The sequence below is a fragment of the Yersinia sp. 2466 StPb PI genome, assembly GCF_041538325.1.
Classification (GTDB): Bacteria; Pseudomonadota; Gammaproteobacteria; order Enterobacterales; family Enterobacteriaceae; genus Yersinia; species Yersinia enterocolitica_E.
Map to the genome: position 1 here is coordinate 2245153 of NZ_JAULSL010000001.1, position 13722 is coordinate 2258874.

Below are 13722 nucleotides of genomic sequence, written 5' to 3' on the forward strand. Positions count from 1 at the left end.
GGCACCCCGGCTTATGTTCGTTAGCCGGGGAACCGAGCCAGTATTATACGCCGGCCTTAAAGGAATGCAGGCGATTCATTGCCTTAGTGATGTCTTCTTTTAGCAGTATTTCAGTACAGCGGATAGATTCATCAATGGCCTCGTCAATTAAGGTTTGTTCACTGATTGGTGGCTTACCCAAAACAAAACCGGTGACTTTACTTTTATCACCCGGATGGCCGATGCCGATGCGCAAACGATAGAAGTTAGGGTTATTCCCCAACCTGCTCTGAATATCTTTCAGGCCGTTATGGCCACCGTTACCGCCACCTAGCTTTAATTTAGCCACGCCCGGCGGGATATCCAACTCATCGTGTGCGACTAAAATCTCTTCCGGCAGAATACGGTAAAACCCAGCCATTGCGGCTACGGCCTTGCCACTGAGATTCATAAAGGTAGAGGGTACCAACAAGCGAACGTCTTGGCCTGCCAGATTTAGCCTTGCAGTGTAGCCGAAGAATTTACCCTCTTCTTTCAGTGGTTGATTATGGCGCTGCGCCAATAAATCCACATACCAAGCACCTGCATTGTGGCGAGTTTGGGCATATTCAGCGCCCGGATTTGCCAGCCCAACGATTAATTTAATACTGCTCACGTCGCCATTCGCTATAACTAAAGGAATTAAAGTGCCATAGTTTACCTGTCATAGCGCGTAATAACAAAACTGCTAGCATGAATTTATTTAGAGTGAATAGTTCAAGATGTGAATAGTTGCCTGTATGTATAATTCAAATTCAGTGCCAAATGTCTGGATTATGTAAAGATTTGTTGGAATATATTTGCCAGTTGTGATCACAAGCGCAATACCTTCCTCGCAAGCCTGACTATACTTAGTTATTAAGTGGACATGAATAATCGCATTAAGCAAGCAGTTTTAGCGCTCGGCTCAGTGGTTATTTATTGGCAACCTAGGTGGAGGTGGCATATGAAACGTAAAAGCGCAGCAAGGGTCGGTAATGTGCTGATGGGATTAGGTTTGGTTACCATGGTCGTAGGGGTAGGTTACTCAATCCTGACAGAGGTATCCCAACTGGGTCTACCGCAATTCTTTGCCCATGGTGCCGTGATGAGTATTTTTGTCGGCGCACTGTTGTGGTTAGTTGGCGCGCGTATCGGTGGGCGTGAGGAAGTTGCGGATCGTTATTGGTGGATTAAGCACTTTGACAAGCGTTGTAATCGCAACCAGCGTCACTCCTAGCGAGCAAGGCATCATTAGCGACTAATTACAGCGAAGCGGCAAACATAGACCTGTTTTCTTGGCTTTTTAATTGAGCTGATGTGCAGGAGGGGTAAATGACGGCTCAACGAGCGATAAGACAAACACCTATTGATCAAGAACTCAGCGATCGAGAGTAGAAAACCCGTTGTCGCATCTGCTTCAACGGGTTTTTCTTTATCTGCTTCAATTTATGCATTGCATAGTATCAATTCGTTATGAACCCCATTCGTGATGCCCACCAAGTGACCTATCGCGAAAATAGCTTAATGGCTAACTGCGGCCAGATAGCACCGCAGGGATATCCACAACCTAATACTGATTAATGCTCAAACATCGCAGAGATGGACTCTTCATTGCTGATACGGCGGATGGCTTCAGCCAACATGCCCGACAGGGTCAGAGTACGCACATTTTTTAATGCCTTGATTTCAGCTGACAACGGAATCGTGTCACAAACAATCACTTCATCGATAACAGAATGTTTGATGTTTTCAACCGCATTACCAGAGAAGATCGGGTGAGTCGCGTAAGCAAATACACGCTTGGCACCACGTTCTTTCAGGGCTTCCGCTGCTTTACACAATGTGCCACCGGTATCGATCATATCGTCAACTAACACGCAGTCACGGCCAGCAACGTCACCGATGATGTGCATCACCTGAGAAACGTTAGCACGTGGGCGGCGTTTGTCGATAATCGCCATATCAGTATCGTTCAGCAGTTTTGCAATGGCTCTGGCGCGAACAACGCCGCCGATGTCTGGAGAGACAACAATTGGGTTTTCCAGATTCTGCTGCAACATATCTTCCAGCAGGATTGGGCTACCAAATACGTTATCAACCGGAACATCAAAAAAGCCTTGGATCTGTTCAGCATGTAGATCCACTGTCAATACGCGGTCAACCCCAACACTTGAGAGAAAATCGGCAACAACTTTGGCAGTGATCGGTACACGGGCAGAACGCACACGGCGATCCTGACGAGCGTAACCGAAGTAAGGAATAACAGCAGTAATACGTCCTGCGGAGGCGCGACGCAGGGCATCAACCATGACAACCAGTTCCATCAGGTTATCGTTCGTGGGTGCGCAGGTGGACTGGATGATGAAAATATCACCACCGCGTACATTTTCGTTGATTTGCACGCTCACTTCGCCGTCGCTAAAACGACCTACAGCGGCGTCACCAAGACTGGTGTACAAACGGTTGGCAATACGTTGTGCTAGTTCCGGGGTGGCGTTACCAGCAAAAAGCTTCATATCAGGCACGAGAAGAACCTCAGGCATGCGTCCAGAGAAGATATTGTCATATCAGTAATCAGGGGCGATTATTCATACTGATTGCAATATACATACGGGTATTTAAAGCCAAAACACGGTGAATAACCGTCATCATTCAAATTACAGGTGTGTCGACTGTTCTCGTTCACCCGCATCACTTACTCATGTAAGGTTATCGGGATTCGCTCGTTTGCCGCTTTCCTGCATCTTGAAATCTATTGGGTACAAAACAGCATTATGAACCGGCTTTCAATCAAATGAGACAGGTATTTTCAGAACCCAAGGTTAGTAGAGCCATTACATCGACCTTACATAACGCTGTAAATCGTTATCTGCACTCACAACTTTCAATTTTCCCAGAGCGCGCACGATGCAGTGGCGAAACATTTACACCACGAGCAACAAAACCATGCAACCACTCCGGGGCAATACTTAACACCTGTCGGGCCGATGCCTCAGTGTCGAATTCTGCAAACACACAAGCACCGGTTCCGGTAAGGCGTGACGGAGCGTATTCTAACAGCCATGAAAGAGCCTGTTCAACCTCGCGAAAACGTTTTCTTGCGATCGGTTCGCAATCATTTGCGTACGGAGTGCTTAAAAGCGCCGCCAGTGGGCGAACTGGCGTATTTCTTTTTAATTCAGGATCAGAAAAAATAATTGGTGTTGGGATGCTTACACCGGGGTGTACCACCAAATACCACTTCTCTAAAGGCTCCGCAGGTTGCAATTTTTCGCCAATTCCCTCAGCAAAGGCAGCATGTCCACGAACGAACACCGGCACATCGGCACCTAATGTTAGGCCAAGAGTGGCCAATTTCTCATCAGAGAAACCACATTGCCACAGTAAATTGAGTGCAACCAGTACCGTGGCGGCATTAGATGAACCACCACCCAGTCCTCCCCCCATTGGTAGGCGTTTATCAATACTGATATCTGCCCCACGAGGTACTTTTACCGTGCCGGGCTGTTGTTGTGGCAATTGTTGTTGTAGAAATTGTTGTTGTAGCAATCGCGCCGCGCGAATTATCAAGTTCTGTTCGTTTTCTACGCCTGCAACTGGCGTTAATAAGCGAATCTGATTGTCATCTCGCGGCACAATAGTTAGCTGGTCGCCATAATCGAGAAACTGAAACAGGGTTTGTAAGTCATGATAACCATCGGCCCGTTGCCCGGTGATATAAAGAAACAGGTTTAATTTGGCCGGTGAGGGCCAGACATGTTGCTGCGTGCTAACCATGTTATTTGACAGTCCAATTATCCATTTTTAGCTTAATTCGCTGCCCGCCCTGGCTCAGTTCCATGCGGCTCGGCAATGCTGGCGTCACTTGAGTGTTGTATTCCTGATAATCAACCACCCACGTCATACCATTTTGTTTATAAGTCACTTGCTTCAAACGGTACTTATCATCAAGGATGAAATCAGTGGTATCACCGGGTAACCCTAAAATCCACTGACGTAAGCTTTCCAATGGAATGGACATCCCCGTCAACTTTTGAATCATTTCTTGTGGGTCATCACTGACATAGCGTTTGCCTTGATTATCGGTCAACTGGGTAACGCCTGGTTGTACCACCAATTCCAGTTCTGTGCTGCCCAATGGGTTGGTCAGCAGTAGGCGATAGCGCTCAGGTGTAGTTTGTTGCCAGAAAAAGCGCGCATAGACTTTTTGTTTTTCAGAAATATACGCAAAGGCACCCCGGGTCTGGAATTGGCTCAATTGCTGTAATTGTTGCTCATGTTGACGCCACTGTGGCGATGTCGGACTGGTCGCCGGACCGGTCGGTGGCGTGGTGCTACAGGCTGCTAGCAACAGCGTTGCTAAAGGGAGCAGGCGATAAAAACTGATTTTATACATCGACATATGGCTATAAATCCTATCGGTCGCACGGATATCATTGGCGACGCGTCTTTGATGAGGTCATGTTACCGATAAATAATAATTTTTGATAAAACAAATTATTTGATACCTAGCTAATTGGTATCTGAGGTGCTCACGCTAACGGGCTGAAGGCTGAGCGTCAATATCTTGTTCTATTTTGTACAGGGTTTACGCAATATTGTTGTACAGCAGATAACCAATTTCTGATCATAATTTATGATAATACTTAGGATATTGCACTGTGACTTTTATTGAACCCGCGCATCAAGTAGAATGCGGTTCAGACGAGAATCCATACTAACATCAGTATTACTCGAAGCCGTTCTCATGACTCTGCTTGCATTAGGCATTAATCACAAAACTGCGCCTGTATCTTTACGTGAACGAGTGAACTTTTCACCGGAATCTATCGACCAGGCGCTTGTCAGCTTGCTCCAACAGCCGTTGGTGCAGGGCGGTGTCGTATTGTCTACGTGTAACCGAACTGAGTTGTATCTCAGCGTAGAGCAGCAAGATAATCTGCATGAACAACTTATTGCCTGGCTTTGTACCTATCACAAACTCAGCCCGGACGAAGTGAAAAAAAGCCTGTATTGGCATCATGGTAATGATGCCGTCAGTCATTTGATGCGTGTTGCCAGCGGGTTAGACTCACTGGTATTAGGCGAACCCCAAATTTTGGGGCAGGTGAAAAAGGCCTTTGCTGAATCTCAGCGTGGTCAATCGCTGTCTGGCGAGTTGGAGCGGTTGTTCCAGAAATCTTTCTCGGTTGCCAAACGGGTTCGGACAGAAACAGATATTGGAGCCAGTGCCGTTTCGGTTGCTTTTGCTGCCTGTACTCTGGCACGTCAGATATTTGAGTCGCTTTCTGAACTGAATGTGCTGTTGGTGGGGGCTGGGGAAACCATTGAGCTGGTGGCTCGTCATCTGCGTGAGCATCAAGTCAAGCATATGATTATCGCTAACCGTACCCGTGAGCGAGCTCAAGTGCTGGCGACAGAAGTGGGGGCCGAAGTGATTACTTTGCCGGAAATTGATGCTCGATTGGCCGATGCCGATATTATTATCAGTTCAACGGCCAGCCCATTGCCTATTATTGGTAAGGGAATGGTCGAACGTGCTCTGAAAAGCCGCCGCAATCAGCCAATGCTGTTTGTCGATATCGCCGTACCACGGGATATTGAGCCAGAAGTGGGTAAACTGTCTAATGCCTATTTATACAGTGTTGATGATCTGCACGCGATTATTCAGCACAATATGGCACAGCGTCAGGCCGCTGCGGTGCAGGCCGAATCAATAGTACAGCAGGAAAGCATGAATTTTATGGCCTGGCTACGTGCGCAGGGGGCGGTTGAAACCATTCGTGATTATCGTTCTCAGGCCGAACAGGTTCGTAGTGAGATGACCGCTAAAGCATTGGCCGCCATTGAGCAGGGTGCCAATGTAGAACAAGTGTTGAATGAGTTGGCCCATAAGCTCACTAACCGCCTGATTCATGCTCCTACCAAATCCCTCCAGCAAGCCGCCAGCGATGGCGATATGGAGCGGTTGCAATTATTACGCGACAGCCTTGGGCTGGATCAGCATTAGTTTCCTCTAATTACAGGGTTTAAAACCACGGATGAAGTCTTCTATTGTTGCCAAACTGGAAGCGTTACAAGAGCGTCACGAAGAAGTGCTGGCGTATCTTGGCGATGCCAGCGTTATTGCCGATCAAGACCGTTTCCGCGCGTTGTCACGTGAATATGCGCAATTAACGGATGTCACCCGCTGTTTTAAAGAATGGCGCAGCGTGCAAGATGATCTCGAAGCCGCAGAAATGATGCTGGAAGATCTTGAAATGCGCGAAATGGCTCAGGAAGAACTGAAAGAAGCAAAAGCGCGCAGTGAAGAGCTGGAACAGCAGTTGCAAGTGTTGTTGCTCCCTAAAGACCCTGATGATGAGCGTGATTGTTTTCTCGAGATTCGTGCCGGGACCGGTGGTGATGAAGCGGCTATTTTTGCTGGTGACATGTTCCGTATGTACAGCCGTTATGCCGAAGCACGCCGCTGGAAAGTTGAAATCATGAGCGCCAGTGAGGGCGAGCATGGTGGCTATAAAGAAGTGATTGCCAAGGTCTCTGGTGATGGGGTGTTTGGTCAGTTAAAATTCGAGTCAGGTGGTCACCGTGTGCAACGTGTACCCGAAACCGAATCACAAGGCCGTATTCATACCTCTGCCTGTACCGTCGCGGTAATGCCTGCCATTCCTGAAGCTGAGATGCCGGAAATCAATGCCGGTGATTTGCGTATTGATACTTTCCGCTCGTCTGGTGCCGGTGGTCAGCACGTTAACACCACCGATTCGGCAATCCGTATCACCCATATTCCAACGGGCTTGGTGGTGGAGTGTCAGGATGAGCGCTCACAACATAAGAACAAAGCCAAGGCGATGTCGGTGTTGGGTGCACGTATCCGTGCCGCAGAAATGCAAAAGCGCCAATTGGCAGAAGCTTCCGAGCGCCGTAATCTGCTTGGTTCAGGTGATCGCTCTGATCGTAATCGTACCTATAACTTCCCACAGGGCCGAGTGACCGATCATCGCATTAACCTGACCCTCTATCGCCTAGATGAAGTGATGGAAGGCAAACTGGATATGCTGATTCAGCCGATTGTGCAGGAATATCAAGCCGACCAGCTCTCTGCGTTGTCAGAGCAAGATTAATGGACTATCAGCAGTGGCTGTCGTTAACGGCAGCCCGTTTCAGTCAGAGTGACAGTCCAAAGCGCGATGCCGAGATTCTATTGAGTTTTGTCACTGCAAAGGCGCGTACCTATGTGTTGGCTTTCGGTGAAACTAAGCTGACAGCCGATCAGTTACAGCGATTGGAACAACTGGCAACCCGGCGTGAGCAGGGGGAACCTATTGCTTATCTGGTTGGGGAGCGCGAATTCTGGTCATTGCCACTCAGTGTTTCCTCCGCCACTCTTATTCCACGCCCTGACACCGAATGTTTGGTTGAACAGGCGTTGGCACATCTGCCAGCCACTCCTTGCCATATTTTGGATTTGGGTACCGGTACCGGTGCTATTGCTTTGGCGTTAGCCAGTGAGCGGCCAGATTGTGCTGTGGTGGGTGTGGACATCCAAGCCGACGCTGTTGCACTGGCTCGCCATAATGCAGAAAAGCTGGCCATAGATAATGTACATTTCCTGCAAAGTAGCTGGTTTGACGCGGTCGACGGACAATTTACGCTGATTGTTAGCAATCCTCCTTATATTGATGCCGATGACCCGCATCTGAACGAAGGTGATGTCCGCTTTGAGCCTCACAGTGCGCTTGTCGCACCTGCCGAAGGGATGGCTTCACTGGACGAGATTATCCGTCGTGCGCCGGCTTATTTAGAGGCGGGAGGCTGGTTAATGTTGGAGCATGGCTGGCAGCAAGCCGATGCAGTACAGAAATTACTTAAAAACGCCGGATTTAGTGCTGTAATGACGTATAAAGATTATGGTAATAATGATCGTGTTACTTTGGGGCAATGGATCGGCTAATCAAGAAAAATCTGATTTTGTGCGGCATTTATTCGGCAACAAATAAAAAAAACGATAAATATTTAACATAGATAAGGAAGCGAGAGTCATGTGGGTTGATTATATCGCCATGAAGTATTTACATTTACTCACAGTAGTTATCAGTATTACGCTGTTTGTATTACGTTTCTTTTGGAAATGTCGCGGTTCGGCTATGATGGATAAGCGCTGGGTAAAAATAACGCCACATATCAATGATACGTTGCTATTTGTCAGCGGTATTGTACTGATTTTTATCACCGGATTTTACCCTTTCAGTCCGCAAGGAACATGGCTGACTGAAAAGCTGTTTGGCGTTATTATCTATATCCTGCTTGGCTATGTCGCATTAGGTAAGCGAACCCGCAGCCAGAATCGTCGCTGGCTTGCTTTCATACTCGCATTGGGTTGCCTGTATTTGATTGTCAAACTGGCAACAACTAAATTACCACTGCTGATGGGATATCTATGAGTAGCATTGCTGATTTCGAATTTAACAACGCGTCCCTGTGTGATGGGGTGTTATTGGTTACCCAGGAGATTCGACAGAATTTTCCACTGGTTGATGTACGCAACCAATTACAACAGCTCGTTGATGATGCCCGGGCTGCGATGCCCGCCAATCTCAATCAGGATCAGCAATTAGAAGTGCTTATTGATCTGTTTTACCGTAAATGGAAATTTGGCGGTGCTGGTGGCGTTTATCGCCTGTCAGACGCTATCTGGCTTGATAAAGTGTTGGATAAACGTCAAGGGACGCCAGTATCGCTGGGCGTCATTTTCCTGCACATCGCCCATCAACTGGATCTACCTTTGATGCCAGTTATCTTTCCAACTCAATTAATTCTTCGGGCTGATTGGTTAGATGAAGAAATGTGGCTGATTAATCCGTTAAACGGTGAAACGCTTAATGAACATATGCTAGAAGTGTGGATTAAGGGCAACCTGGGTTTGAGCGCCGAACTGGAAGATGAAGATCTGGAAGAAGCGGAAAACACCCTGATTGTTCGTAAAATGCTTGATACATTGAAAGCGGCATTAATGGAAGAGAAGCAGATGGAGTTGGCATTGCGCGCCAGTGAAGCGGTATTGGCTTTTGACCCCGATGACCCCTATGAAATCCGCGACCGTGGCTTGATTTATGCCCAACTGGATTGCAACCATATTGCTATCTCTGATTTAAGCTATTTTGTTGAACAGTGCCCGGAAGACCCGATTGCTGAAATGATAAAAATGCAGATCCACTCCATTGAGCAACAGCGGGTGACATTGCACTGATCTCTTTTATACCGCGGTTGTATGGTAGCCATGTCTTGCGGCATAACCGTGGTAATTAATCTCGATTTACCCTTTATAAAGGTATTAGTATGAAACAGAAAGTGGTTAGCATTGGCGATATCAACGTAGCGAACGACCTACCTTTCGTGCTGTTCGGCGGCATGAATGTGCTTGAGTCGCGCGACCTGGCAATGCGCATTTGTGAACATTATGTCACGGTGACCCAAAAGTTGGGCATTCCTTATGTGTTTAAAGCCTCGTTCGACAAAGCCAACCGTTCTTCAATTCATTCTTACCGTGGTCCCGGTTTGGAAGAGGGGATGAAAATCTTCCAAGAGCTGAAACAGCAGTTTGGTGTCAAAATCATCACCGATGTGCATGAAGCCAGCCAGGCAAAACCGGTGTCCGAAGTGGTTGATGTTATTCAATTACCGGCATTTTTGGCGCGTCAAACTGATTTGGTTGAAGCTATGGCCCGCACTGGCGCGGTTATCAACGTGAAAAAACCGCAGTTTGTCAGTCCTGGGCAGATGGGCAATATTGTCGATAAATTTAAAGAAGCCGGTAATGATCAAGTGATCTTGTGTGATCGCGGCAGTAACTTCGGTTATGACAATCTGGTGGTTGATATGTTAGGTATCAACGTTATGGTCCAGGCGACTGGCGGTCATCCAGTTATTTTCGATGTGACTCACGCATTACAATGCCGTGACCCGTTTGGCGCAGCCTCCGGTGGCCGTCGTGCTCAAGTAGCTGAACTGGCGCGTGCTGGCATGGCCGTTGGTTTGGCAGGGTTGTTTATCGAAGCGCACCCAGAGCCGAACAGCGCCAAGTGTGATGGTCCGTCAGCTTTGCCATTAGACAAACTAGAACCGTTCCTGGTGCAGATGAAAGCTATCGATGATTTAGTGAAGAGTTTCCCGGTGCTGGATACCAGCAAGTAAAAAGTGTTCGCCGGTAATATTTGAATAAAGAAAAGGCAGTGTAGGTAACTACACTGCCTTTTTTGAAAACCGTAATACTCATTCAAAGGGACTAACCTCTTACGCGTAAAGCCTCCAGCGCTTCTGGCAGTGACCCATAAAAACTCAACTTGCCTTCAATGGGCTGCACTCTGGCTCTTGCCAGCGTCTTCAGCGGCTGGAAAGGAATATCCGTGATAACGAGCTGTTGTTGCTCGCCCAGCGCCTCTGTGAAGCGTAGGAACGCATTTAGGCCACCGGCATCCAGAACCGGTACTGCATCCCACTGCAAAATAATGGTTTGATAATTCTCACAACGGCTGAGTAACTCATTAAATATCCGCTCTGCGGCAGCGAAAAACAGTGGCCCGTTCACTCGCAATACCAGCGTATGCTCATCAACAGCCGCGGGTATCTCACTCAGGCGCGTCATGCGCGCAATACGCCGCATAAACAGCAGTGAGGCCAACACAATACCCACTGTGATTGCAATCACCATGTCAAATAATACCGTTAGGCTCATGCACAACAACATCACAATAATGTCATCTTTAGGCGCTCGGCGCAGGAGGTCAACGACTTTATGTGCCTCACTCATGTTCCAGGCCACAATCAGTAGCAGAGACGCCATCGCAGCTAAAGGCAGATAAGACAACATCGGTGCCAGTACCAGTAACGCCAGTAAGACCAACAGTGCGTGGATGATGGCTGACACTGGTGAGGTTGCACCTGCGCGAACATTAGCCGCAGAACGAGCAATGGCGGCAGTCGCAGTGATCCCGCCAAAGAATGGCGCAATGATATTCCCCAGTCCCTGACCGACTAACTCACTGTTGGAGTGATGCTTTTGTCCTGTCATACCATCAAGTACGACGGCGCAGAGCAATGACTCAATTGCGCCCAGCATTGCCATAGAAAAGGCTGCGGGCAGTAATGCAGAGAAGGTTGCCCAGTTCAATACAAATGGCTGACTATTGGCGGCAGGTAAATTCCACGGCAAGACAAATTGCGGCAGGATGGGGGGAATACCGTGGCCTTGGGTGCCATCGGCCAGTAAATAGCCAAAGCGCGAGCCGATAGTCGCCACTTGATGATCAAATAGCGATAACACCGCCATGACGGCAGTACCCGCAACCAATGCCGGTAAGTGACCCGGTAACTTTAATTTTAACCGTGGCCAGAGTATTAATACCAGCAGAGTGACGGTTGCAATTAGCGTATCACTGAGGTTGATGGTTGGCATTGCTTGAGCCAACGCGGCAACTTTACCAGCATAATTTTCCGGCACTTCTGTCAGGTGCAGGCCAAAGAAATCTTTCACCTGCATGGTGGCAATGGTGATACCAATACCTGAGGTAAAACCGAGGGTGACGGACAGCGGGATATATTCAATCAATCGGCCAAGTCGCCCTAGGCCCATAAATAATAAAAATATACCGGAGATCAGTGTAGCCAGCAGCAAACCCGCTAAACCAAACTGCTGTGATACCGGATAGAGAATAACCACAAAAGCGGCAGTGGGGCCGGATACGCTATAGCGGGAGCCGCCGGTGACCGCAATAACAATACCGGCAATAGCGGAGGTATATAAGCCGTATTGTGGTGGGACACCACTGGCAATAGCCAGTGCCATCGCCAGTGGGATAGCAATGATACCGACAGTGACACCGGCAATTATATCTTTGAGAAGTCTTTGAAGTGTATAGGTTTCTCGCCAGCAAGCGTCAATAAGCGCGCTGAACGGCCTAATGCCGTTAATTCCGTGCGTTTTCATCTAAGGTGCAAACCAAATAAAGAAAAGACAAAATAAATGGCGGGCCAGTAAGGGTCCGTCTCGAGTAGCAGAACACAACGATACGCCAATTAGGTGACTAAGATCTAGATGTATATCAATCTCAGTCGGAAAATTAGATAACTGCCGGTTTTATAAAGAGGGTTAAATGAACGGATTCATGGTGGACCAGTGCATTCCTCCCCTGAATAAATGAAAAGTGGTTATTATCCCCACTAGCGCCTTCTTTTAGACCCAAGTATCGGAAATTGAAAAATAAGCATCCAAACTAGGGCTGCATCCTGTGTGCGAAATCGAAAGGGGGTGATTAGGCGACATCTTGTTACATGAATTGAGGGATTGGTCCCATAGTGAAATTATTCAGGAATAAAACCTGTCTCACAGCTAAGATTTGAGTTAGAAACTATGGCTATTAACCATGCTTAATGTTTAGGATTTCCAATGAATATATTCGACGTAAAACGTTACTTAATGTTAGTTGGCAATAAGACAAACCAATGTCAGCCAAAATCCTCGCTGAGAATTCAAAGGATTAATGCTACGCCATGAGCGAATTAGAATCTCTATCGACACTATACCGAGATGCTTGTGTCACCTATGCGACGCTCTCAATCAGTTATTTTGCCTTAAGTAAGAACAGTGCTTTTTCTTACAATGGGGACGTCTGGAAACGTATTCTATTTGGTGTCGCATCGGGACTGGTTTCACTTTATCTGAATCAGGACCAGTGGGTGATTTCAGGTGCGTTTTTCTATAGTTTCGAGTTGATTCCGATTATTTTGGTCACTTTCTATGGTGGTTGGTTAAGTAGCTTGACGGCATTGCTGATTAATTTTGCTTTCACAGGCTGGTTTACCCTCGACAATATTCTTATAACAATAATATTTATTCCGCTCATACTGTCACGAGTCTGGGAGCGAAAAAGCAATCGTATTTTTTATACCGCAATCCTCGCTATTGCGATTTATCGTATGGTCGTTGCTGTATTAGTTGCCCCGCATATTTTGACCTGGGCCCAGGTGATAGTATATCAACTGATTTCCGCGCTCTGTTTGGCTATTTGCTACCATGCACTGAATTTTAAAGAGCGTCATATCTCCGCCTATTTTTCGATGAAAAACCGGGCGAATATTGACAAATTAACCCAGCTAAATAACCGGGCAAGTATTGATTATCGATTAACGGCAATTCACAACAGCCGTCAGGCGTGTGGTTTAATGATTCTGGATCTGGACCATTTTAAGTCGGTGAATGACAGCTATGGTCATGACGGTGGTGATTTACTTCTAACAGAAGTGGGGAAGCTGCTGACGTCAATCATTCGCGATGAGGATTTTGTTGGCCGTTATGGCGGTGAAGAGTTTATTGTTATAACCCGCCGCCACGAACCACAAACGATTAAAGCGGTTGCCGAGCGAATTCTCCAACAAGTTGAGAATCTCGCGGTGGTTTTACCTGACGGACGTAAAATAAAGGCCACCATCTCGATTGGTGCGTCTCTTTATTTGCCTGGAATGTCGATGCTAAAAGCATTAAAAATGACGGATGAAGCACTTTATCAGGCGAAGAAACAAGGGCGCAATCAAGTGGTTTACAGCCGATTAATGCCATTTTCCCCATTGGGAGACCGCATAGATAAAGAGGGGCGCCGCCGTAAGTTGTAGAAACACCTTGGCGGGAATCACGAAAAAGGCTCTGACTTTCGTCAGAGCCTTTTG

The 13722-nt window shown here is 47.4% G+C and carries 13 protein-coding genes; 8 read left to right on the plus strand and 5 right to left on the minus strand.

Features of this window, described 5'->3' with window-relative positions:
- Positions 1-43 precede the first annotated feature (43 nt).
- Positions 44-634: an aminoacyl-tRNA hydrolase gene (pth, locus tag Q2T72_RS10140; protein WP_372569118.1), complete on the minus strand. Its 591-nt coding sequence runs from the start codon at positions 632-634 to the stop codon at positions 44-46.
- A gap of 330 nt (positions 635-964) precedes the next feature.
- Between pth and ychH the strand changes: the two genes are divergently transcribed.
- Positions 965-1237 carry a stress-induced protein YchH gene (ychH, locus tag Q2T72_RS10145; protein ID WP_083159029.1) on the plus strand — a complete coding sequence of 91 codons (273 nt, stop codon included), beginning with the start codon at positions 965-967 and terminating at the stop codon, positions 1235-1237.
- Positions 1238-1577: 340 nt separating this feature from the next.
- Here the strand turns inward: ychH and prs are convergent, their stop codons facing one another.
- From prs to lolB, 3 genes are all read right to left on the minus strand, one after another.
- Positions 1578-2525, minus strand: coding sequence for a ribose-phosphate diphosphokinase (prs, locus tag Q2T72_RS10150; protein WP_004390739.1), 948 nt, complete (start codon positions 2523-2525; stop codon positions 1578-1580).
- Between the two features lie 340 nt (positions 2526-2865).
- Complete coding sequence (gene ispE / locus Q2T72_RS10155) at positions 2866-3777, minus strand: 4-(cytidine 5'-diphospho)-2-C-methyl-D-erythritol kinase (protein WP_372569120.1); 912 nt, start codon at positions 3775-3777, stop codon at positions 2866-2868.
- Between the two features lies 1 nt (position 3778).
- A complete protein-coding gene (gene lolB / locus Q2T72_RS10160; RefSeq protein WP_083159027.1) occupies positions 3779-4402 on the minus strand; it encodes a lipoprotein insertase outer membrane protein LolB in 624 nt (207 codons plus the stop codon).
- Between the two features lie 345 nt (positions 4403-4747).
- On the opposite strand from lolB, the gene hemA reads away from it, so the two are divergent.
- From hemA to kdsA, 6 genes are all read left to right on the plus strand, one after another.
- The gene (hemA, locus tag Q2T72_RS10165; protein WP_083159026.1) at positions 4748-6010 is read left to right on the plus strand and encodes a glutamyl-tRNA reductase; all 1263 of its coding nucleotides are present in this window, start codon (positions 4748-4750) and stop codon (positions 6008-6010) included.
- 31 nt (positions 6011-6041) lie between these two features.
- The gene (gene prfA, locus Q2T72_RS10170) at positions 6042-7124 is read left to right on the plus strand and encodes a peptide chain release factor 1 (RefSeq protein ID WP_005185162.1); all 1083 of its coding nucleotides are present in this window, start codon (positions 6042-6044) and stop codon (positions 7122-7124) included.
- On the plus strand, positions 7124-7954 hold the full coding sequence (gene prmC, locus Q2T72_RS10175) for a peptide chain release factor N(5)-glutamine methyltransferase (RefSeq protein WP_083159025.1): 831 nt from the start codon (positions 7124-7126) through the stop codon (positions 7952-7954). Before prfA ends, prmC begins: the two co-directional genes overlap by 1 nt.
- 88 nt (positions 7955-8042) lie before the next feature.
- Positions 8043-8444 (plus strand): SirB2 family protein, encoded by a 402-nt coding sequence (locus tag Q2T72_RS10180; protein WP_005185164.1) that lies wholly within the window; start codon positions 8043-8045, stop codon positions 8442-8444.
- Positions 8441-9250: an invasion regulator SirB1 gene (gene sirB1 / locus Q2T72_RS10185; protein ID WP_083159024.1), complete on the plus strand. Its 810-nt coding sequence runs from the start codon at positions 8441-8443 to the stop codon at positions 9248-9250. Before Q2T72_RS10180 ends, sirB1 begins: the two co-directional genes overlap by 4 nt.
- An 89-nt stretch (positions 9251-9339) precedes the next feature.
- Positions 9340-10194, plus strand: coding sequence for a 3-deoxy-8-phosphooctulonate synthase (kdsA, locus tag Q2T72_RS10190; RefSeq protein ID WP_005185168.1), 855 nt, complete (start codon positions 9340-9342; stop codon positions 10192-10194).
- Between the two features lie 91 nt (positions 10195-10285).
- Here the strand turns inward: kdsA and dauA are convergent, their stop codons facing one another.
- A complete protein-coding gene (gene dauA / locus Q2T72_RS10195; protein WP_083159023.1) occupies positions 10286-11986 on the minus strand; it encodes a C4-dicarboxylic acid transporter DauA in 1701 nt (566 codons plus the stop codon).
- A 563-nt stretch (positions 11987-12549) separates the two neighbouring features.
- Here dauA and Q2T72_RS10200 point away from each other — a divergent pair.
- A complete protein-coding gene (locus Q2T72_RS10200) occupies positions 12550-13668 on the plus strand; it encodes a GGDEF domain-containing protein (RefSeq protein WP_083159022.1) in 1119 nt (372 codons plus the stop codon).
- Positions 13669-13722: the final 54 nt, after the last annotated feature.